The organism is Burkholderia sp. AU33545 (assembly GCF_020419685.1).
GTDB classification, from domain to species: domain Bacteria; phylum Pseudomonadota; class Gammaproteobacteria; order Burkholderiales; family Burkholderiaceae; genus Burkholderia; species Burkholderia diffusa.
This window is the reverse complement of record NZ_JAIZRQ010000012.1, coordinates 21,621-42,499: the sequence shown is the minus strand read 5'-3', so window position 1 is coordinate 42,499 and position 20,879 is coordinate 21,621. Positions and strand designations below refer to the sequence as shown.

At 65.6% G+C, this 20,879-nt stretch carries 24 protein-coding genes; 8 read left to right on the top strand and 16 right to left on the bottom strand.

Annotation, left to right across the window (positions count from 1 at the left end; all coding sequences use genetic code 11):
- Positions 1 to 4: 4 nt before the first annotated feature.
- The 15 genes from LGM71_RS31505 to LGM71_RS31435 all read right to left on the bottom strand — a co-directional run bounded on the left by LGM71_RS31505 (position 5) and on the right by LGM71_RS31435 (position 8,807).
- Positions 5 to 556: a phage tail protein I gene (locus LGM71_RS31505; RefSeq protein WP_226118398.1), complete on the bottom strand. Its 552-nt coding sequence runs from the start codon at positions 554 to 556 to the stop codon at positions 5 to 7.
- Positions 549 to 1,454, bottom strand: coding sequence for a baseplate J/gp47 family protein (locus LGM71_RS31500; RefSeq protein WP_226118396.1), 906 nt, complete (start codon positions 1,452 to 1,454; stop codon positions 549 to 551). Before LGM71_RS31500 ends, LGM71_RS31505 begins: the two co-directional genes overlap by 8 nt.
- On the bottom strand, positions 1,451 to 1,816 hold the full coding sequence (locus LGM71_RS31495) for a GPW/gp25 family protein (protein ID WP_226118394.1): 366 nt from the start codon (positions 1,814 to 1,816) through the stop codon (positions 1,451 to 1,453). Before LGM71_RS31495 ends, LGM71_RS31500 begins: the two co-directional genes overlap by 4 nt.
- On the bottom strand, positions 1,813 to 2,520 hold the full coding sequence (locus tag LGM71_RS31490; RefSeq protein WP_226118392.1) for a phage baseplate assembly protein V: 708 nt from the start codon (positions 2,518 to 2,520) through the stop codon (positions 1,813 to 1,815). The genes LGM71_RS31495 and LGM71_RS31490 overlap by 4 nt, the downstream gene beginning before the upstream one ends.
- A 99-nt stretch (positions 2,521 to 2,619) precedes the next feature.
- The gene (locus tag LGM71_RS31485; RefSeq protein ID WP_226118390.1) at positions 2,620 to 3,069 is read right to left on the bottom strand and encodes a phage virion morphogenesis protein; all 450 of its coding nucleotides are present in this window, start codon (positions 3,067 to 3,069) and stop codon (positions 2,620 to 2,622) included.
- Entirely contained in the window at positions 3,069 to 3,479 is a 411-nt protein-coding gene (locus tag LGM71_RS31480) for a phage tail protein (RefSeq protein WP_226118388.1), read from the bottom strand. Before LGM71_RS31480 ends, LGM71_RS31485 begins: the two co-directional genes overlap by 1 nt.
- A complete protein-coding gene (locus LGM71_RS31475) occupies positions 3,476 to 3,967 on the bottom strand; it encodes a hypothetical protein (protein ID WP_226118385.1) in 492 nt (163 codons plus the stop codon). The genes LGM71_RS31480 and LGM71_RS31475 overlap by 4 nt, the downstream gene beginning before the upstream one ends.
- Positions 3,964 to 4,764 carry an N-acetylmuramidase domain-containing protein gene (locus LGM71_RS31470; RefSeq protein WP_226118382.1) on the bottom strand — a complete coding sequence of 267 codons (801 nt, stop codon included), beginning with the start codon at positions 4,762 to 4,764 and terminating at the stop codon, positions 3,964 to 3,966. The genes LGM71_RS31475 and LGM71_RS31470 overlap by 4 nt, the downstream gene beginning before the upstream one ends.
- A complete protein-coding gene (locus LGM71_RS31465; RefSeq protein ID WP_226118379.1) occupies positions 4,757 to 5,077 on the bottom strand; it encodes a phage holin family protein in 321 nt (106 codons plus the stop codon). Before LGM71_RS31465 ends, LGM71_RS31470 begins: the two co-directional genes overlap by 8 nt.
- Positions 5,077 to 5,451 carry a putative holin gene (locus tag LGM71_RS31460; RefSeq protein WP_226118377.1) on the bottom strand — a complete coding sequence of 125 codons (375 nt, stop codon included), beginning with the start codon at positions 5,449 to 5,451 and terminating at the stop codon, positions 5,077 to 5,079. Before LGM71_RS31460 ends, LGM71_RS31465 begins: the two co-directional genes overlap by 1 nt.
- A 2-nt stretch (positions 5,452 to 5,453) precedes the next feature.
- Positions 5,454 to 5,666 (bottom strand): tail protein X, encoded by a 213-nt coding sequence (locus LGM71_RS31455; protein WP_226118375.1) that lies wholly within the window; start codon positions 5,664 to 5,666, stop codon positions 5,454 to 5,456.
- Positions 5,666 to 6,148 carry a head completion/stabilization protein gene (locus LGM71_RS31450; RefSeq protein ID WP_226118373.1) on the bottom strand — a complete coding sequence of 161 codons (483 nt, stop codon included), beginning with the start codon at positions 6,146 to 6,148 and terminating at the stop codon, positions 5,666 to 5,668. The genes LGM71_RS31455 and LGM71_RS31450 overlap by 1 nt, the downstream gene beginning before the upstream one ends.
- 104 nt (positions 6,149 to 6,252) lie before the next feature.
- Positions 6,253 to 6,939 carry a terminase endonuclease subunit gene (locus tag LGM71_RS31445; protein ID WP_226118372.1) on the bottom strand — a complete coding sequence of 229 codons (687 nt, stop codon included), beginning with the start codon at positions 6,937 to 6,939 and terminating at the stop codon, positions 6,253 to 6,255.
- Entirely contained in the window at positions 6,936 to 7,955 is a 1,020-nt protein-coding gene (locus tag LGM71_RS31440) for a phage major capsid protein, P2 family (protein WP_226118370.1), read from the bottom strand. The genes LGM71_RS31445 and LGM71_RS31440 overlap by 4 nt, the downstream gene beginning before the upstream one ends.
- Before the next feature lie 36 nt (positions 7,956 to 7,991).
- Positions 7,992 to 8,807 (bottom strand): GPO family capsid scaffolding protein, encoded by an 816-nt coding sequence (locus LGM71_RS31435; protein WP_226118361.1) that lies wholly within the window; start codon positions 8,805 to 8,807, stop codon positions 7,992 to 7,994.
- A gap of 144 nt (positions 8,808 to 8,951) precedes the next feature.
- Between LGM71_RS31435 and LGM71_RS31430 the strand changes: the two genes are divergently transcribed.
- Both LGM71_RS31430 and LGM71_RS31425 read left to right on the top strand, forming a co-directional pair.
- A complete protein-coding gene (locus LGM71_RS31430) occupies positions 8,952 to 10,703 on the top strand; it encodes a terminase large subunit domain-containing protein (RefSeq protein ID WP_226118359.1) in 1,752 nt (583 codons plus the stop codon).
- Positions 10,703 to 11,755, top strand: coding sequence for a phage portal protein (locus tag LGM71_RS31425; RefSeq protein WP_226118348.1), 1,053 nt, complete (start codon positions 10,703 to 10,705; stop codon positions 11,753 to 11,755). The genes LGM71_RS31430 and LGM71_RS31425 overlap by 1 nt, the downstream gene beginning before the upstream one ends.
- A 27-nt stretch (positions 11,756 to 11,782) precedes the next feature.
- Here the strand turns inward: LGM71_RS31425 and LGM71_RS31420 are convergent, their stop codons facing one another.
- Positions 11,783 to 12,484 carry an SOS response-associated peptidase family protein gene (locus LGM71_RS31420; protein ID WP_226118346.1) on the bottom strand — a complete coding sequence of 234 codons (702 nt, stop codon included), beginning with the start codon at positions 12,482 to 12,484 and terminating at the stop codon, positions 11,783 to 11,785.
- Positions 12,485 to 12,910: 426 nt separating this feature from the next.
- On the opposite strand from LGM71_RS31420, the gene LGM71_RS31415 reads away from it, so the two are divergent.
- The 6 genes from LGM71_RS31415 to LGM71_RS31390 all read left to right on the top strand — a co-directional run bounded on the left by LGM71_RS31415 (position 12,911) and on the right by LGM71_RS31390 (position 20,857).
- A complete protein-coding gene (locus LGM71_RS31415) occupies positions 12,911 to 13,165 on the top strand; it encodes a type II toxin-antitoxin system RelE family toxin (RefSeq protein ID WP_226118344.1) in 255 nt (84 codons plus the stop codon).
- Entirely contained in the window at positions 13,149 to 13,475 is a 327-nt protein-coding gene (locus LGM71_RS31410) for a helix-turn-helix domain-containing protein (protein ID WP_226118343.1), read from the top strand. The genes LGM71_RS31415 and LGM71_RS31410 overlap by 17 nt, the downstream gene beginning before the upstream one ends.
- Before the next feature lie 551 nt (positions 13,476 to 14,026).
- Positions 14,027 to 14,512: a hypothetical protein gene (locus LGM71_RS31405; protein ID WP_226118342.1), complete on the top strand. Its 486-nt coding sequence runs from the start codon at positions 14,027 to 14,029 to the stop codon at positions 14,510 to 14,512.
- Positions 14,513 to 14,664: 152 nt separating this feature from the next.
- Positions 14,665 to 15,762, top strand: a complete 1,098-nt coding sequence (locus LGM71_RS31400) for an acyltransferase family protein (protein ID WP_226118341.1) — start codon at positions 14,665 to 14,667, stop codon at positions 15,760 to 15,762.
- Positions 15,763 to 16,453: 691 nt separating this feature from the next.
- Complete coding sequence (locus tag LGM71_RS31395; protein WP_226118340.1) at positions 16,454 to 18,319, top strand: tetratricopeptide repeat protein; 1,866 nt, start codon at positions 16,454 to 16,456, stop codon at positions 18,317 to 18,319.
- Positions 18,320 to 18,346: 27 nt separating this feature from the next.
- On the top strand, positions 18,347 to 20,857 hold the full coding sequence (locus LGM71_RS31390) for a tetratricopeptide repeat protein (RefSeq protein WP_226118339.1): 2,511 nt from the start codon (positions 18,347 to 18,349) through the stop codon (positions 20,855 to 20,857).
- Positions 20,858 to 20,879: the final 22 nt, after the last annotated feature.

Below are 20,879 nucleotides of genomic sequence, written 5' to 3'. Positions count from 1 at the left end.
TCCGTTAGTCCGTGAGAGAGAGGCGGCGATAGACGGCCGCACGTACAGCGCAAGCGACGCCGATTGCGCCGGTCACGTTGAAACCCTGCGTAAAGGTGTAGTGCGCGGTCCCTCGCTTCGTGCGATCGACCTCGGCCATGATGTCCGCGACGTACTGCGCGGTGGCCGGCACGCCGTCGCGCGCACCGACCGTCATCACGATCTCGAACGTGCCCGGCACGCCGCGCGGCGTCTTCTCGAACCACTCGCGCATCATCACGTTTGCGCCGAATGACGCGCAGACATCGCGCACGGCGTCGGCCGTGCCCTTTTTACGGGCGATCCGGATCGCGGACTTCACGCGGGCGCGCTTTACCTGCTCGGGCCATTCATCGCGCCAGGTGTCGACGCCCATATGCCAGGCGAGCCAGGGGAGAAAGCGCAGCGGGATCCGATCCGGGTCCATCAGCGTGTCGATCTCGACCGGGATGTCGCGCACGTCCGCATTGGCTTCGGTCAGGCGCCGCTCGAGCACAGTCGCGTTCGGCGGTAGCAGAGAGTGGGCAGGCTTAGTCATCGGCCACCCCGCCGTCCTTCAGCTCGATACCCGTGCAATACGGCGCCTGGTCGATCGCGATCGCCACGCCTTCGGCCGGCGTGTCGAGCAGCACCTTCTGGACGCCGGCGACGCGCATCGACGCGTACAGGCCGTCCAAAGTGACTTCGGAACCCGGCCGATGCATCGACTCGGTGAATTGCCGCGTCTTTCTCTGTGCTTCGGCAAGTGCGACCGCTCGATCAGGGCCGTTGAAGAATCGCAGCGTCGCGCGGATCGCGTATCGGACGATCTTCGCGCTCTGCACGATGACCTCGTCCGCCTGCGGCCGCTTCTTTTCCAGCGCCTTCTTCACGATGTCGATCAGCTCGTGGCTCGCCGTGCCGTCACCCTCGCGCGACAGGATCGTGACGATCATCACGCATGGCGACGGGCTGTAGGCGGTCGCCGCTTTCACGCGCCCGTCAGCGGCGCGTGCGTGGAACACGTACGCATCGTCAGGGCCGGCGACTGAGAAACCGCGGGGCGCGAGCTGGATGCGCTCGCGCAGGCTGTCGTCATCCTCGTAGACAGGATCGATACCCTGGTCGGGATCACCCGGCGAGATCAGCAGACGGTCGACGTCGAAGAGAGCGCCGATGTGCTCGAGCGTGGTGCGCTTGGCGTAGGCGAGCAGGATGCCGCGCGCTTTCTCGTTCATGAGCGCCAGCAGCAACATCTTTTCGTACGCGCCTTCCTGCAATAGCTTCACCATCGGCTCCGATTCCAGCTCGAGCGTGGCTGCGATCTCGTCCTGTTGCTCCTTCGGATACAGCGAGATCAGGCGTGCCTTCTTCTCGGCCAGGATCGTTTCGTAGTCGAGTTCGTCGACGATGTCGGGGGCCGGGAGCTGCGACAGATCGATGGGCGTGGTTCTCATGCCGCACCTCGACCGTTCGTTGCCGGCAGGTGCATGGAGAAGGGCGAGCCGGCGTGCGGTCCGTCCGTGCGCTCGCCTTGCAGCTCGAGCACCGCGCCGCCGTCGATGCCCGTGCTACCGAAGTCCACCTGGTTGACCTGGATGCGCGGCTCCCACCGGGCCAGCGCCATGACGGACGCCGCCATCACGCGCATGCGCATCAGGGGATTGACGGGGCCGTCGATCAGGTCGGGCAGCAGCGAACCGTATTCGCGGCGCATCACGCGCGTGCCTAACGGCGTGAACAGGATGTCCGCGGCGGATTGCTCGATGTGGGCCTGGCCGGCGATTGCGCGGCCGGTGCGGGCGTTCATGCCGATCATGCGCCTCCCGGGATCGGCTTCGACGTCTCTGCGAATTCGCCTTGCGCCTGGTGCGGATGGCCCACGAGGCTGACGTTGCGCGACTGCACGTCGACGTCAGCGGTCACGGTGCCGGTGAAGTGGGCGCTGCCCTGAATTTCGATCACGGAGCCGATACCGCCCGTGCTACCCCCATTCTTGCCGGTCGCGCCGGATTCGAACGTGAGCGGTCCCTTCACGAGCAGCGAGCCGGTCACGGTCGTATCGTCGGCGTCGAGCGTGACGGATTGCGCCTTGACCGTCGCGGTATTGGTTTCGACTGTGACGCTGCCCGGAGCGATGACGTGCACGGTGGCGCCAGCGGGCAGCGTGGCGGTGAGTGCGTGCGCGGCGAAGTCGTACACGATGCGCGCGCCGTCGCGGTAGTGGCGCACGTGCTGCGTCGGGCTCGAGCTGGGCGAGTCGTGGCCGTCGCAGTACACGCCAGGGAGAAAGAGGCCGGTCGTCGGCTCACCGGACGGGCAGAAGAGCAGGCCCGGCTCGCCGATCGACGGCGGGTCCCACACGATGCTGTCGCCGGTGCGCTGCGCGAGCCAGCGAATCCAGTCGGTTTGCAGGCCGCCGGATTCGATGCGAACGCGGCGGGCGCCATGGTCGACTTCGATCACGGTGCCTTCGCGCAAAAGGCTTTCGATGCGGCGGTTCAGGTCAGCAAAATCATCCATGCGGCAAGGATGCCGCGCGCGCGGGAGAGGATCACGCGAAAAGGGTTGTACACGGCTGGCTAACAACCGTGACCCAACGCGAACGGGTACAGCGTCTCGCTATCGCGACAGGAAGTCCAGAACGACGTCAGCGATCCGGTCGACGTCGGCATCGGCCAGGCCAAGCAGCTCGCGCACCGGATACTGGACGACCGGCCCGTTGCGCTCGACGCGATCGCGGAGGCCCTCCTGGTGCACGCGCGCGATGCGCTCGACTTGGCGCGTGAAATGCAGGACCGACGCGTCGGCGCTCGAGGCGGTTTTGAGGAAGCGTGCAGTGCGCAGCTTCGCGAACATCGCGCGCCGGATGCGGCCTTTCTTGCGGCGGGCCTGCGGCTTGCGCGGCGCGTACCGGCTGCCGTCCGGGTTGCGGGCTTCAGCGATGCGTTGCGAATGGCGCCGGCGCAGCTCGACGGCCAGCCGCTTCGCCAGGACCGCGCGCTGCGCGGACGTGAGCTGGCCGAGCAGGCCGGACGCCCAATCCTCGGCCCGTGACAGGCGATCAGCCATCAGGTCCCCGCGATCGGCGGCTCGCCGAAGTGGCGAATCTCGTAGCCGCCCGGCTGCTCGATCACGCCGACGCGCTCGGTCAGCTTCAACAGGATCTCGACGTCGGATTTTCCATTGTCGAGCTGCTCGGCCTGGAACTTGAACCCGTCACGGCACAGATCGCGATTGAGCAGCAGCTCGGGCTGGTGGATCTTCAGCCAGGCGATGATCGGGACCATGAGGTGATCCGCATCGCCAGCGTAGTCCGTCACGATGACGTCGAGTGTGTAGGCGTATTCGAACGACAGCGACTTCGCAGCGGTGACGGCGATCGACCCGTGTTCGATGAAGATGTGCAGCCGATCGGGATCGCGCGCGAACTCGGGCAGGGCGGCCGTGAGCGCCGCGCGCAGGCTGTCGGGCTTCTTCATGGCGCCGGTTCCTCCGTGTCGCGTACTCGGGCCTGCAGCGCGATCAGTTGCTCGGCGTTTTCGTGACAGGTGGTGTAGTTGTCAGCGACGGTTGCGGCGACGGCAGAGAGCGCAATGCCCGAGGGGGCCGCATCAGCGCTTCCGGGATCGCCCACCGGCACGTTGCCGGCGGCGCCGTCGTGCACGCGCACAAACCCGACAGGAACAACGCAGGCGCGATCAGCTTCGCGATCCACATAAACGGGAACCTCTTTGATGATGATGTCGCCCTTCTCGCGGACGACCTGGACGCGGTCGACGTACTGCGTGACGACCTTCACGTCGCGGCGGGCCGCGTCGCGCTCGGTCGTTCGCTCGCGCAGGTCGCGCGCGAGATCGTCAACGCGCTGGCCGGCGTCGACCAGGTGCGCATGCTGGACAGCGATGACGACGACCGCAGCGACCAGCGCGATCGCGCCGACGACGAAGATGCGGGCGTCGGTCGTCACGCGGCCACCCGGCAGTAGCGATCGAAGGCCCGTTCGAGCTTCACGTCGTACAGGTGCTCGGCATACGCCTTGCCGTTGTACAGCTCGGCGAACTTTGCCCACTTCTTACCGCGCAACGCGGCGAGCATCACCTTGTCAGCCAGGACGAAGCGGACGAATGCCTCAAGCTGCTCGGCCTCGCTGACCTTCATCGCGTCGACGAACGCGAACACGTCCGGGTAGCCGAGCGCCTTCCAGTGATAACCCATGATTTGAAACGCGCCCCAGCTCGTCGCCTCGAGCGCGCACGCGGCCGAAATCTGCGATGCGCTCGCCAGGCGCGCATATTCCGCCGCGTCGCCGGCGTAGCCGCCGCGCTTCCGGTTGACCAGGGCTGGATACTTCGCCGCCAGTGCATCCGCGTCCATGCCGGCCGCCGCGAGCTGGCGGTACATGATGTGCCGCTCGTACAGAATCACGGGCCGGCCGTCCGGCAGGAACCCGGCACCGTGCGATTCCACCTCGTTGACGGCGCGTACGGCGGCGAGATCGACCTGCAGCCGATCGGCTGCACGTTGCAGATCCGCGTCGGTCAGGTGTCGCGGGTCGCGCCGGCCTGCCGCGAGCGTCGACCAGGTCTTCGGGCCGGCGATGCCATCCGCGACCAGGCCGTGCGATGCCTGGAACGCCATCACGGCGCTACGGGTCGCGTTGCCGTAGATCGCGTCGGTGTCGAGACGCGCGCCGGCGGCGACGAGCTGGCGCTGCAGGTAGCCGACGTCCGTGCCACGATCGCCCAGGCGAAGGGTCTTATACATGGCGCCCCCATACCTTGAATTGCAGCACGCGCGCGATCAGGGAGTCGCGCGGGTTGCCTCGGTGGAACAGCTCGACGACGTTGCCGCGAACGCCGTACACGGCGAGGCACAGGACGCCGACCAGCACCGTGTCGGCGAGATTCGCCGGCGGTAGCATGCCGAACGCTGCTCGGATCGGCGCGGCGCCGGCGGCGACCGCGATCGTGTACGCCAGGCATGCCGCGAGCGGCCGATGGGCGCTCGCGCCGCGACGGAAAGTCACGAGGCGCAGCGCGATCGCCGCGCACAACAGGACGTAGAAGGTCGTGAGCATCACTTTTCCCTCCCCTTGAACACGTTCAGTAGCCGATCGGGTGCATCCGCCTGGGCGATTAACCACAGCAGCAGTTTCACGACGAGCGCGGATGCGATCAGCGCGCCTATGCCGGCGTGCACCTCGACGCGGGCCGGCAGCACCGCGTCGAGCGCGGCGGCGAACAGGTCGGCCGTGAGGCAGCCGGCGACGAACGAGATCACGAAGAACGCGATGCGCTTCGGGATCGACGGGTCGGCCGAGGTCATCACGAACAGCAGCGAGCCGGCGAACGCGCCCATGACGACATTGGCGTCGACGCCGGGAAACAGCGACAACGTGGCGACACCGAGCGCCGCGACCGTTGCGGACGACGTGGAAATAGGTTCAGCCATCTTCAGTCCCATAACTGGAGCCGCTCGGCGCCGGATTGCGCCGCTTGCGGTACTTCGTCGGGCAACTCGACGAGCAGCCCGTGAGGCAGGATCGGGCCGTACTGCGCCAGGTCCCGGTTGAGGTCGAGCACCGCTTCAACGACGCCGCGCGTGCGGCCGAGCGCGCGCCAGCAAAGCGCGTCGATGGTTTCCCCCTGGAGCGCCCGCACCTCCATCAGATCAGCTCCACCGTCACGCGAGGGCGGCCGATGATGTCGCTGATTGCCCAGCGAGCGTCACGGCGCAGCTCGTCGCCCTGGGGTTCCAGCTCGTCTGCGCGACGAGCGCCATCGCCAGTCGTGTCGTAGTCGCGGTACCGCTCAATGAGCGTCGCCTTCGCCAGGCAATACACCGCGCGCCGGTAGTGCTGCAGCCGTACGCTTTCGCCGTCGAGCTGGTCGGCCGGCGCGTCGGCGAGGCACGTGATGCCGGAATCGCGCCACGCCGCGCGTGCGCTGCGCAGCTCGTCGTTGACCTCGGCGATCGCGGCGAGCAGCTCGTGCCGCAGACGGGCGTCGGTAATCGTCCCGTCAAAGCGAATCGTGTCGCGCGCGTGCTCGAGCGATACATCCGGGTAGAACGGATCGTTCTTGATCGGCTTGGCGGGTTCCGCTTCCGCCGGCGCACGCGACAGCGGCGGGGTCGAGACAAAGGACATGGTCGGGCTCGTCAGGTTGATCGATAGAGGCGGTGGACGGGGCTTTCGCGCGGACAGTGCCGGCTACGGCCCCGTGCCGCCTGGTGCGCGGGGTACGCTTGGTGTCAGCCACCGGGGCCGGACTGGCCCCCGTTGGCGGAATTCTTCAGCTCGCGCTCGAGCCGCTCGATGTCTTTCTTCACACCCACGTTCGCGAAGAGCTGCAACGCGCGGCGTAGGTGGTCGAGGGCACGCGCGGGATCGGAAGCGGAGAGGCCGTAGCCGATCGCCTTGTGCAGCTTCGCGCGCACTTCGTCGGGCATGTCGGCCGCCGCCGTGAGCTGCTCGATCTCGACGAGCGGTTCGACCTGGATCGCGTCGCCGGCGCGATGGGCGCGCAGCGCGGCCTCGGCGAATTCCTCGACGAGCAGACACGGCGTGCTGCGCTTGTACTGGTCGGGGAGTGGGAGAGCGTGCCGCAGCGCGTACGCGCCGATCTCGAGCGCGCCCTGGTAGTCGCCGACGTCGACGCGCCAGACCATGATCGTCATCAGCACGTCGTCCTGGGCGCCGGCCGCGCCGTCGAGCACGCCCGCGACCCACGCGTCGTATGCGGGCAGAAACTGCCGCTTCAGGTCAGCCTTGCGCTCGAGCGACTCGACGGCCTTCAGTGCGCGGCGGTGTTCGTCGAGCTGCGCGAGCATCAGCGTATAGGCCGAGTCGTCGCGCAGCCCGCCGACACTCGCCGGCGTGCCGCGCGCGGCCGTGGCCGCGACGGTGCGCTGGAAGTGTTGGCGGAACGGGTTCGTCATGCGCCACCCTGCGGAGCGGCCGGGGCAGCGTCGACGAACTGGATGTCCTCGACCACGCAGCCGGCGCCGTATTGCTCGATCACGTACGCATCGTTCGAGCTTTCATAGTTCTCGATGCGGTCGCGCTCGGGCACTTCCTTCAGCGAGCGCCGGCGCGCGCTCGTTTGCCAGTAGATCGACAGGTTGTCCAGGCGCGTGACCATCAGCGCGTGCGGCGGGAAGTACGGCACACTGACGGCCGGCAGGTTGCCGACGCGCTTCTGCGAGACGACGATGTCGGTTGCGAGCGTTTCGGTCGACGGCTGCGCTTGGTTGATGAGCGGGAAATACTTGTCCTGGAGCAGCTCGCGGCCGCAGATCACGACGAGGTTCGGGTCTTCGGCGTACCACGGATCGAGGAACTCGTTGCGCGCGAGCGAAACGACAGCGTCGAGATTCTTGAATTCTTCGCCCTTGCCGATCTTCACGCCCGAGAACACGCGTTGCTTCGCGTTGTTGCGGTACTGCTGCAGCCAACCGATGTTCACGTCCTGCAGCAGCGGGTTCATGGCGAGATCGGTATCGTCCGCAACCTTCACGCCGTTCCAGCCGATCATGATGCGATCGAGTGCCTGACGCACAATGATGGAATCACGCACACGCGCCTGGAAGTCCGGGAACTTCGCCCACGCGTCGAGCTGCTGATAGCGGATGTGCGTGTCGTAGTTCGTCTTCTCGCAACGGTATTTCTGGTTGTCGAGTGCCGAGACGTCGCGCGTTTCACGCGCTCGTTTGGTCGTATCGGTGCGGCTCGCGATCGGGCCGGATACGCCGAGGCCGATCTTCTCGCCTTCCATTTCCTCGACGCCGTGGATGTTGATCCGGCCGAGGAATGCGCTCGATTCCTGGATCTTGGTTTCGAGCGTTTGCTGCACGCTCGGCGCGACCGAAAACTTCTTCGTCGCATCGCCGACGCCGTTCAGCTCCTGGATGCGGGCCAGGTACCGGTTGTACTGCTCGCGGGTAGTGTTCCGCATGGGTTCTCCGTCTATGGGAAATGGGATGAGGGCGGGTTAGCAGTCGGTCTGCGCCCCGTTGTCGCTGCCCGTCGACGTCGGCCGCTGTTGCGCGCTGCTGTCGGTGCGCGAGAGTTTTTGGACCAGCTCACTGTGTCGCTTGTCGCCGTCCTGCTGCGCGCGCTTCAGCTTGTCGACGTTCGTGTTGAACTTCTCGAGCTGCTCGATCACCTGGCTCTGGCTTTCTGCGAGCGCGACGATCGATTGCGACAGGTCGGAAAAGCGCTGGTCGTCGGTTGCTTCCTTGCGGTTCAGCAGGCCGCGCACCTTCGAGAACAGCGACTTCCCGGCGTCGGTGGTGCGCGGGGTTTCTTCTTCGAGTTCGATCTCGACCTCGACGGCAGCGCTGAACAGGTTTTCCGGTCGCAGCTTGCGCGAGTCGAAAACCTTGTTCTTCGCGCTGAACTTGAGCATCTCGGTACCGAGGCTCGCCGGGTTGTCAGTAACAGCGAGGGCGACGAGGTACGCCGCGCCGGTGTCGGCGAAGTCATCGTCGATTTCCATCGACGTATAAACTTTCTGGCGCTTTTCGGTGGTCAGGTCGATCAGCTCTTTCGTCGGCGAGAGCTGCGCGAGCAATCGCATCTTTCCATCTTGCTCTTCGGCTTTGAGCGCGATCACATCGCCGTAGGAGCCAAATGCGCTCTCCGGATGGATGCCGCGAATGTGTTCCACGTTGATGCGTGCGCCGTACACGTTCGGGTCGTAACTGTTCGCCATCTGTTCGAGCATCGTTCGATCGATCGTACGACCGTCCGTCGTCGCGCCTTCGGTCGCGATCCGGAAAAACTTTGTCTTCTGTGCCTGTGCCATGTGCGAATCCGCTGAGAGGGGGCTGTGTTCAGGGATTCCAGTTTCGGCAGTTCGAACCTGCGTCGCAACGCATATTGGTTGTGCACACAACCGATACAACCGTACGCAGTAGGGCCTACGCGCGCGCGTCGGTAGCCTTGCTGCATGACTGCACTTCCCATTGATTCGTCTGACGTTGATCCACGCCGACGCGCACGCGACCTGTACTGGCAGGGGTATCGCATCGCGCGGATCGCCGAGCTGCTCGGCGTGAAGCCGGCCACGCTCTATAGCTGGAAAAAGCGCGATGGATGGGACGAGACCGAACCGGTCGATCGCGTCAACATGACGATCGAGGCGCAACTGATAAAGCTCGTCACGAAGGAGGCGAAGGAAGGGCGCGACTTCAAGGAGATCGACCTGCTGACGCGTCAGCTCGACCGGTTGCGCTCGCGACCAGCAAACGATGGAAAGGTGAGCGAATCCGGGGGCGGTGGCGGCACGCGCCGATCGCGCAGCTCGGACGACCGCAACGCGTTCAGCGAAGAGCAGATCGAGAAGTTGAACGATGCGTTCCTCGAATCGATCTTCGACTATCAGCGCACGTGGTACCGGGCTGGCTTCAAAGAGCGGATTCGCAACATCCTGAAGAGCCGGCAGATCGGCGCGACCTGGTACTTCGCGCGCGAAGCGCTGCTGGACGCGCTGAACACGGGACGCAATCAGATCTTCCTGTCGGCCAGCAAGGCGCAGGCACACGTGTTCCGCCAGTACATCGTCCAGTTCGCGAAGGACGCCGTCGGCGTCGAGCTGAAGGGCGATCCGATGGTGCTGCCTAACGGCGCGACCTTGTACTTCCTCGGCACCAATGCGCGCACGGCACAGAGCTATCACGGCAACCTGTATTTCGACGAGTATTTCTGGGTTCCGCGCTTCCAGGACCTGCGCAAGGTTGCGTCCGGCATGGCGATTCATTCGCAGTGGCGCCAGACGTATTTCTCAACGCCGTCGAGCCTCGCGCACGACGCGTACCCGTTCTGGTCCGGTGCGCTGTTCAACCGCGGTCGACCGAAAGATCAGCGCGTTTCGATCGACATCTCGAACGCTGCGCTCGCGGCGGGCCGCGCGTGCGCGGACGGCCAGTATCGGCAGATTGTGACCGTCGAGGACGCCGTGCGCGGCGGCTGCAACCTGTTCGACCTCGAACGCCTGAAGCTCGAATACAGCGCGGACGAATACGCAAACCTGCTGCTATGCCAGTTCATTGACGATTCGCTGTCGGTCTTCCCTCTCGCGACGTTGCAGACGTGCATGGTCGACACATGGGAGGTGTGGGACGACTTCAAGCCGCTGTACCTGCGTCCGTTCGGCGACGAAGAGGTGTGGATCGGTTACGACCCGTCGCACACGGGTGACAGTGTCGGATGCGTGGTCCTGGCGCCGCCGAAGTATCCCGGCGGCAAATTCCGCGTGCTCGAGCGATTCCAGTGGCACGGCCTTGACTTCGAAGCGCAGGCCGCGCAGATCGAGGCGTTGACCAGGCGCTACCGCGTGACCTACATCGGCATCGACACGACCGGGATCGGGCAGGGCGTCTATCAGCTCGTCACGAAGTTTTTCCCGGCCGCGACGCCGTTCCACTACTCGGTCGAGATCAAGACCGCGCTCGTGATGAAGGCGCAGAACGTGATCCGCAAAGGCCGGCTCGAGTTCGACACGGGCTGGAAGGATCTCGCTGCCGCGTTCATGGCGATCAAGAAAACGATCACGCCCAGCGGGCTGCAGGTTACGTACAAGGCGAGCCGATCCGAAGAGGCGAGCCACGGCGACCTGGCCTGGGCGTGCATGCACGCGCTCGCGAACGAGCCGCTCGAGGGCGCGACGGGGACCAATACCGGATTCATGGAGCTTTTTTGATGTCACGCAAGTATCGACGCGGCGCCGGGCGCCGCACGCACGGCCACGCCGAGCCGGCGGCCAACGCGACGCCAGCGCCGGCGCCGCGCGCGGAGGTGTTTTCCTTCGGCGATCCGGTCGAAGTGATGGATCGGCGCGAGCTGCTCGAGTATGTCGAGTGCATGCGGATGGGGAACTGGTACGAGCCGCCGCTGCCCCTTGACGGCCTCGCGCGCTCGTTTCGGGCCGCGCCACACCACAGCTCGGCCATCTACGTGAAGCGCAACATCCTCGTGCAGTCGTACATAGAGCATCCGCTACTGTCGCGCGCGGACTTCAGCCGGTTCGTGCTCGAGTACCTGGTCTTCGCGAACAGCTACCTCGAGCTGCGCACGAATCGGATCGGCGCACCGATGGCGCTGAAGTCGTCGCTCGCGAAATACACGCGGGTCGGTGTCGAGCCGGACCAGTACTGGTTCGTGACGAACGTGCGCGAGCCTCACGCGTTTCCGAAGGGCGCCGTTTATCACCTGTACGAGCCCGACCTCAACCAGGAGATCTACGGGCTGCCGGAATACCTGTCGGCGCTGAATTCGACCTGGCTGAATGAGAGCGCGACGCTGTTCCGCCGGCGCTACTACAAGAACGGCAGCCACGCGGGCTTCATCCTGTACATGACCGACGCGGCCGAGCGCACGGAGGACGTCGACAACCTGCGCGCGGCGCTGAAGAGCTCGAAGGGGCCGGGCAACTTCCGGAACCTGTTCATGTACGCGCCGAAGGGGAAGAAGGACGGCATCCAACTCCTGCCGATCGGCGAGGTCGCGGCGAAGGATGAGTTCTGGAACATCAAGAAGGTGACGGTCGAGGACCAACTCGCGGCGCACCGCGTGCCGCCGCAACTGATGGGGATCATCCCGTCGAACGCGGGCGGGTTCGGCAACGTGCACGACGCGGCCGAGGTGTTCAACGAGCTTGAGATCGAACCGCTGAAGGCGCGGCTGCGCGAGGTGAACGACTGGCTCGGCGTCGAGGTCGTGCGCTTCCGCCCGTATGTGCTGCCGGCGCAGTGACGCGGCGCCACGTGTCGACAGCGCCCGCTACTTCGCCGGCCGATCAGGTTCGGCGGTCATTTCGTCGGCCGGGTAGAGCTGCAGCATCGCGCGCGCGGCTTCGACGTTCTTCGTGTGCAGCCATTCGTCGTAGTCGGCCGGCCGCAACATCACGACGCCGCGTTTCTCGTCTTCGGGCCGGTGCATCAGCTTGAACAGGGGGTGTTCGTCTGCGTTGAGCGTGAGCATGGTCATGCCGATCAGGACGCGGCCGTCGTCGCCCTCGTAGCGTCGCCAGATCCCGGCGACACAGTAGGCGCTCCAGTCGGCAAGGCCGATCCGCTGCCACACGCACGGGCCGCGATCCCATCCGCCGCCAGCCTTCGGCCTCGCATGCGGGTATGACGGCTCGACGACATACTGCGCCGGGATGAGGCAGCGCTGCCCGTCGCGCCACGCGCGCTGATATAAGCGCTTCTCTGCAACCTCTTCGCCGCGCGCGTTGACGGTGTCGAACTTCTTCCGCTTCTTGCCGTTCTCGTCAACCTTGTCCGGTTGCATGAACTTCGGCCAGAAGCCAAACACGGCCACGGTAACGGCCGAGCCGTCGCCGTCCGGAAGTACGGCCGGTGCTCGATAGTCGGGCCACACGTCGACATCCCACGGCGCGCGGCGGAACAGGTCGCCGATGCCGATCTTCAGCTCGTTGATACCCGGATCTTCGTTCGGTGCCTTGTAGTTGGTGCACATCACTGTCCCCTTTTTCAGTCGGACTGGCGCGGTCGATTGCACCGTATCGGGAATCGATGCGCGCAGCTACACTGTATAAATATACAGGTATTGATGATGGGTAGCGAACGACCAGGCTACGGCCTATTCATCCCGAAGCTAGACGGCCCATGCTGGACGTGCGAGCACTGGAGCGGGTACATCGCGGGCAGCGACAGGACGGCGGTGTGTTTTTATCCTGGGGCGGAGCATGTGCGCGCGACTGCGGTTTCTGGCTGCGCGTTCTGGGTTCGCGCGATTGGGCTGGACGAGCTGACGGACGCGCGATGTGATGCGCTCGTGCAGGAGTTCCAGCCGCAATACCCGTATCCGAAGCGCCCGCGCGCGCCGCGAAAATAACTTATAAAACGCTTGCCGAAACTTATAATAAAACTTATAATTCTTTACATGAACTCGATCAAATGGACCCCCAAAGCATTCAAGCAACTGCGCAAGCTTGATCGTCAAATCCAGACGGCCATTCGTGACAGCGTGGGCACCTTGGAAGCAATGCCGAACTGCCATAACGTGAAGTCACTTACGAATCACGAGTATGGCTACCGGCTCAGGGTCGGCAACTACCGGGTTCTGTTCAACTGGGACGGTGAGATCAAGGTAGTCGAAATCGAGGAGGTAAAGAAACGCGATGAACGCACGTACTAACATCCAAATCATCAACGGGCCGGACGGAGCGCCGGCCTTTGTGGTGATCCCCTACGCGGAATACATGGCGCAGCGCGACGAAGAACGCGACCTGATTCCGCATGCAGTCGTCAGCGCAACGGTCGACGGGGCGACGCCCCTGCGCGCGTGGCGCGAATATCTCGGGCTGACGCAGGCCGAAGTCGCGACGCGGCTCGGCATCAGCCAGTCCGCCTACGCTCAACAGGAGAACAGCGAGAAGCTGCGCAAGTCGACGCGCGAGAAGATCGCCGCCGCGCTCGGCATCACGGACGCGCAGCTCGACGTCTGACGAGCATTCGGTCAGCAGCAAAAAAGCCGCCAGGCACTTCGGTGCCGGCGGCTTTTTTTCGTCCACGCCAATGCGTGAGGTTGGCGGTCTCAGGCGCCCTTTGAGCGGCCGGCCGCGTGAGGACGCGCCGCAAGTGCGCCGGCACGCAGCAGGCCGCTGGCGGGCCTGCTGGCGCGTGCGAGAGGCCCCCTTGGGGACGGATCGGTCCCGGATGAGGCCGGCGCGGACCCGGCGCGCGCAGTTGTGACCCCGCCCCACCTGCCCGCAAAAACGAGTGGTTTTTATGCACACATGCACCGGCCGCTCGGGGCCGGCCGGGGCCGGCCGCGCGGCGATCGACGAGCGAATTCCGCTATGCACTTTCATGCGCCATGGTTATGCAGTCTCGCTCATTTGGCAACTTACTGTACCCTCCAGCCATTCAAATATGCGCGGGGGGCGTTATGTTGGCAGCGTGCGAGGCGCAAGCCATTTACTTTGCACTGACGGGGCGTGCGCCTGTTTCGGCTGTCACATTGCCAATCAGTCACTCTGATGTAAGCGGAGCGGTCATGTCTGAGACGCATTCCATCTGGTTTGAACTGGTGAAGGGGGTGCCGACCGCGATGGTTGCGCTCGTGGTCGGCATCGTCGGCGGCCTTATTGCGTGGCGGCAATACCGCGTCGCTAGGGCGAAATTGAACCTCGACCTGTTCGAGAAGCGCTACGAACTTTTTATGGTCGTCTGGACGTTTGCATCTGCGGTCGTTCAGGGTGGAGTCGACCGGCTTCACGCGCCGGAGCGGCGCGAGATGACAAACCTGATACCCAAGATCGAGTTCCTGTTCGGCAGCGAACTTGCGGAATACGTGCGCTACCTCAATGCACAACACGCTTCCTTGTGGGCGATCCAGCAGGCTACCAAGGCAAATAACAACCTCATCCCGCCTCAGCACATGGATGCCCATATTAACCTCATGAAGTGGTTTGCTGACGAGGCTTTGGAGGGCGTCAAGCAGAGGTTCGGCGCGTACTTGAATTTCGAAGAGTGGCATTGAAGGGCGGACGCTGCACGTCCGCAAAAGCGTGCAACGACGCTAGCCGACCACCTCGTCCATAATGACAAGCGCGCGCGAACGGGCCGTCGTGCGCGATCAAACTGCCGCCCAGCCGGCACAATCCACAACGACAAATCGAACAAAAACCGATCGTGAAGTTTTCCCGTATTCCAGAACTTGATGTCCTTCGTTTCATTGCGGCAACTGCTGTCGTGTTCTTCCACTACGCGTTCCGAGGCTACGCTGGCGACGACCTGACGACCATGCACTATCCGGCGCTTGAGCCGGTTGCGCAGTACGGTTTCCTTGGCGTTCACCTGTTTTTCATGATCAGCGGCTTCGTGATCCTGATGACGGCGGGCGACGGGAGCATCAAGCGCTTCATCGCGTCACGCGCGTCTCGCCTCCTGCCCGCTTTCTGGGTCTGCTGCACGATCACCTTTCTCGTGACACTCGCGATCGGCGGCGATCGCTTCGTCGCGACGTGGCCGCAATACCTCGTGAACATGGTTACGCTCGGCGGTGGCTTCGGCGCGGATCCGATCGACGGCGCGTACTGGTCACTCAGCGCGGAACTGCGGTTCTACCGCTTGGTCGGCATTCTGCTCATCATCGGCCAGATTCATCGCGCCGAGCGCTGGCTGTTCGTGTGGCTCGTCGCAACCGTGCTTGTAGAGGTGTTCCCGTTCATCAAGCTCAAGGGCTTTCTGGTGACGGACTATGCTGGTTTCTTCATCGCCGGCGCTGCGTGCTTTCTCATCCGTGCACGCGGCCTGTCGAGATCGCGCATCGCGCTCGTCTACGCTTCCTGGGCGCTGTCGCTTTATCACGAATTCCAGCTCCTGCCGTACTTCAGCGAGAACTTCGGGAGGGCGCTGAATCCTGCGGTAGTGGTTGCCGTGATGACCACGTTCTTCGTTGTGATGCTTGCGCTCGCGTTGCGCCGCACATCGATGCTGGCCAGCTCGCGATGGGTCTGGTTCGGTGCGGTGAGCTACCCGCTGTACCTGATACACCAGAACGTCGGCTACATGCTCTTCAACCAAGTCGGCTCGACCGTCGACCAAGTTGTGATGTTTTGGGGCGTTGTCGCTGCGGCGATCGGGGCTGCGCTGCTGTTGCACGTCGTGGTGGAGAGGCCCGCTGCGGGGCCGCTGAAACGGGGCATGTTGCATGCGCTCGACACGCTGCAACGCTACACGCCTGCGCGCTGGCGGCAGCACACGACCTACCGGGTGCCGCGTCAGTAAGGCGTCGTGCAGCTAAATTGCAGCTTGGATGAACTGGATTGGCCTTGATTGACCTTGTGCAGCCTTGGTTTTGCAGTTTGCGAGTTGCGTAAGGCTTTGATTTAAAAGGATGTGTTGCGCGCCGGTAAAGCTCCGAAGGCAGGGGTTGCTGGTTCGATCCCAGCCGGGCGCGCCAAACAGCCTGATTCCAGGCACCGAATTTCCCGATCCATTTTCCGAATTCGCTGAAGCGTCGCGTTGCATCGCGCATGCGGTCGAGTCCGCGAGGCTTTCCCGCGCCGTTTCGCCGCAACTCCGTGATGCGAGGTGCCCCCTCGCAACGTCAATCCCGGCGTCGATCACGGCGGCCGCCAGCGCAAGGCGCCCGAGCGCTGAAACGATCTGATCCGGGTCGCGCCACCGCCCCGTCGCGCGATGCGACGAATTGCGGGTGTTTTGCTCGACTGATCGTCCCTTCGAAACACAGCGAACGTCGCGACAATATCCGCGAGTTTCCTGCCGTCGGCGCCGACGCGCCGGCATGTCCGCGCCCGCCTTTCACGCGACCCGGCGCGCTCGGCCTGATGGCGGGGGCGCCGGTTGTCGCGCGCCGAAAGCGCCGTCCCGGCATCGTTCGCGCCAGTCGCCCCGGGCGGCCGGTTCGTCATCCATGCCTATCGCACACCCAGCGGACCCAGCGGAAGCCCGGCCTATGAACGAAAACCTCCTCGAACGCGGACTCCCGTCCGGCGGCGTACGTGAACCGTCCGACGGACTGTCCGGCGCGGACACGCCGGTCGAGGCGCTGCTGGCGTGCGCGCTGGAACATTACGACGCGGGCCGGCTCGACGCTGCCGAGGATCTGTGCCGGCAGGTGCGGCAGCGCGAGCCCGAGCGGGCCGAGGCGCTGCACGTTCACGGGCTGGTCGCGTTTCGCCGCGGGGACTTCGACGGGGCCGTCGCGGCGATCGCGGATGCGATCCGGCGCGATCCGCAGGCACGCTATTTCTACAACCTGGGCACCGTGATGGCCGCGCACAACCGGCCCGCGGCGGCGGCCGAGTGCTTCCGGCAGGCGCTCGCGCTGCAACCGGACGATGCCGATGCGTACAACAACCTCGGCAACGCGTTGCGAACGCTGAAGGATTGCGAAGGCGCGGTGGAGGCGCTGGGCACGGCGATCCGGCTGCGGCCCGACCATGCGCAGGCCTACAACAATCTCGCGAACGCGATGCTCGATGCGGGCGAACTGGAGGCCGCGCTTGAAGGCTACCGCGCCGCGATCGCGTTGCGGCCGGATCTTCTCGAGCCGCACGACAACCTGCTGTTCGCGTTGAATTACAGCGCGGCCGCCGCGCCGCACGTTCATTTCGATGCCGCGCGGCGCTACGGCGCGCAGGCCGCCGCGCGAGCGGTGCCGTACCGCTCGTGGCCGACGGCCGACGGCGCGAGACCGCTGCGGGTCGGCGTCGTATCGGGCGACCTGAAGCATCACCCGGTCGGCTATTTCCTCGAAAGCGTGCTGCGCGCGACCGATCGCACGCGCGTCGTGTTCGTCGCGTATCCGACCCGCGATGTCGAGGACGACCTGACCCAGCGGCTGCGCCCGCTGTTCGCGGGCTGGACGAGTCTCGCCGCGCTGAGCGACGAGGCCGCGGCCCGGCGGATTCGCGACGATGCGATCGACATCCTGGTCGACGCGGCGGGCCACACGATCTTCAACCGGCTCGCGCTGTTCGCGTGGAAGCCGGCGCCGGTGCAGGTTTCGTGGATCGGTTATGTCGCGACCACCGGGCTGGACGCGATCGATTACGTGCTGGGCGATCGCCACGTGCTGCCGGCCGACGAGGAAGCGCATTTTGTCGAGCGTCCGTGGCGCCTGCCCGACAGCTATCTGTGCTACACGCCGCCGCGCGACGCGATCGTGCCGGGCCCGCTGCCGCAACTGGCCGGCGGCGCGGTGACGTTCGGCTATTTCGGCAAGCTCGGCAAGATGAGCGACGCGGTCGTGCGCGTCTGGTCGAGGGTGCTCGCGGCTGTGCCGCGATCGCGGCTGCTGCTCAAGGCGAGCGAGCTGGCCGGCGCGTATGCGGTGCGCCGCACGCGCGAGCGGTTCGCGCAGCACGGCATCGATCCGGCGCGGCTGCTGCTCGAGCCGAATGCGCCGCGCGGCGAATACCTGGCGTCGTACCGTCGCGTCGACATGATGCTGAGCCCGTTTCCGTATTCGGGCGGCACGACGACCGCCGATGCGTTGTGGATGGGCGTGCCCGTGCTCGGCATCCGGGGCGACCGGTTCGTCACGCACATCTGCGAAAGCCTGCTGCAGACGGTCGGCCTGGCCGACTGGGTCGCGCGGGACGAAGACGACTACGTCGCGAAGGCCGTGGCCTTCGCGACCGATCCGGCGCAACTGCGTCTGCTGCGGACCGGCCTGCGCATGCAGTTGATCGCATCGCCGCTGTGCAATGCGCCGCGCTTCGCGCGGCATCTCGAGGAGGCGTTCCACGGAATGTGGGCCCGTCGCGCGGGCCAGGCCGGCAACGTCGCCGGCCCGCACGACTCACGCATCGACTGAACCGCGCGCGAACGACGAAGCGACGACATGCAACAGACCACGGACATTCTCGGCGCCGCACTGGCGCATCACCAGGCGGGCCGGCTGGGCGACGCGAAGGCGGGCTACGAGCAGCTGCTCGCGCGGGAGCCCGCGCATCCGGACGCGCTGCATTTCCTCGGACTGCTGACCTGTCAGGCAGGGCAGCCGGAAGAAGGCATCGCGCTGATGCGCCGCTCGATCGACGCATATCCGAGCGCGATCTATCACAACAACCTGGGCAACGCGCTGCGCGAGCGGGGCAGGCTCGACGATGCGATCGAGCAATACCGTGAAGCGGTGCGGCGTCAGCCGGAGTACGCGGAAGCGCACAACAACCTGGGCGATGCGCTGCGCGAGGCGCGGCAGCCGGATGCGTCGATGCAGCACTGCGCGCAGGCGATCGCGCTGCGTCCGGACTATGCGCAGGCATACAACAACCTGGGCAACGCGCTGAAGGATCTGGGGCAGGCGGACGCGGCGGTGCTCGCATACGGAAAGGCGATCGAACACGATCCGCGCTACGCGGACGCATACAACAATCTCGGCAACGTGCTGACGACGCAGCGCAAGTTCGACGCGGCGGCGGACAGCTATCGCGCGGCCGTCGCGCTGGCCCCGTCCAACCCGATCGCGCACCGCAATCTCGGTGCGGCGCTGCTCGCCCGCGGCGACCGCGACGAGGCGATAGCGACCTTGCGTCGTCTCGTCGAACTGACGCCTGGCGACGCGCAGGCGCGTGTCGACCTCGGCGTCGCGCTGCGCGACGCAGGGCAGGCCGACGCGGCGATCGCACAGTTCGAGCGAGCCGCGGAACTGTCGCCGATGCGCGCCGACGCGCACGCGGGCCTTGCCGAGGTGCTGTACCGCCGGCGGCAGACGGCGCGTGCGGCCGAGTGCATGACGCGCGCGCTTGAGCTGGCGCCCGCTCACGGTCCCGCCTATCGCATGCTCGGCGACATGTATCACGACCTGGGCAAGTACGACGCGTCCGTCATGTGCTACCGGGCCGCGACCGAGCTCGATACGAACGACGTCGACGCACATCATCGCTGCGCGATCGTGCTGCTGAAGCAGAACCGTGCCGACGACGCGCTGCCTCATGCCCGCGCGGCGCTCGCATTGAACGACCGGGCAGCGCCCGCGCACATGACGCTCGGCGACGTGCTCGGCATGCTCGGCGACGTGGATGGCGAACTCGCGCATTACCGCCGCGCGGTCGAACTCGACGTGACCAACCCGGTCCTGCACGACCGGCTGGTCTTCGCGCTCGCCACGCATCCATCGATCGACCAGGAAGAGACGCTCAGGGCTGCGCGGCATTTCGGCGAATACGTCGAAGCCGATGCACGGCCGCTCGCGCATACCGACACCGGCTCGCGCCCGTCGGGTGGACGGCTGCGCATCGGCTGGGTGTCGGGCGACCTGGTGACGCATCCGGTCGGCATTTTCCTCGAAGGCGTGCTGGCGCATCTCGATCGACACCGGCTCGAATTGATCGCCTATCCGACGTCGGCGGCGGAAGACGACACGACCGCGCGCCTGAAGCCGCACTTCGACGCGTGGCATTCGCTTCTCGACCTGTCGGACGAACAGGCGGCGCAGCGGATTCGCGCGGACGGCATCGACGTCCTCGTCGACCTGTCGGGCCACACGGCGCTAAACCGGCTTGGCGTATTCGCATGGAAGCCCGCGCCGGTGCAGGTTACGTGGATCGGCTTCTTCGCCTCGACGGGGCTGCGCGCGATCGACTACGTACTGGGCGACCGGCACGTGCTGCCGGCCGGCGAGGAAGCGCATTTCGTCGAGCGGCCGTGGCGGCTGCCCGACAGCTATCTGTGCTTCACGCCGCCGCATCCGGCGCTCGACGTCGGTCCGTTGCCGCAACGCGAGAACGGTGTGATGACGTTCGGCTATTTCGGCAAGCTCGGGAAGATGAACGATGCGGTCGTGCGCGTGTGGTCGCGGGTGCTTGCCGCGGTGCCGGGCGCGCGGCTGTTCCTGAAGGCGGGCGAGCTCGACGACGCGCATGCGGTGCGCCGCACGACCGAGCGGTTCGCCCGCAACGGGATCGACGCGAGCCGGCTGGTGATGGAAGGCCGCTCGCCGCGCGCCGATTATCTGACGGCCTACCGCCGCGTCGACATGATGCTGAGCCCGTTTCCGTACCCGGGCGGCACGACGACGGCCGAGTCGCTGTGGATGGGCGTGCCGGTGCTCGGGATGAAAGGCGAGCGATTCGTCACGCACATCTGCGAGAGCGTGCTGCAGACGGTCGGCCTGGCCGACTGGATCGCGCGGGACGAAGACGACTACGTCGCGAAGGCCGTGGCCGCTGCGGCCGATCCGCAGCGGCTCGGTGCGCTGCGGCAGGCATTGCGCGCGCAGCTGCTCGCGTCGCCGCTGTCCGACGCGCCGCGCTTCGCGAAACATCTCGAGGAGGCGTTTTACGGGATGTGGATGGACAGGACGAACGCCGGCGCCGACGAGCGGGCCGCGGCGGGCGACGAACCGAATTGAGCCGCCCGGCAGGGTGGCGCGC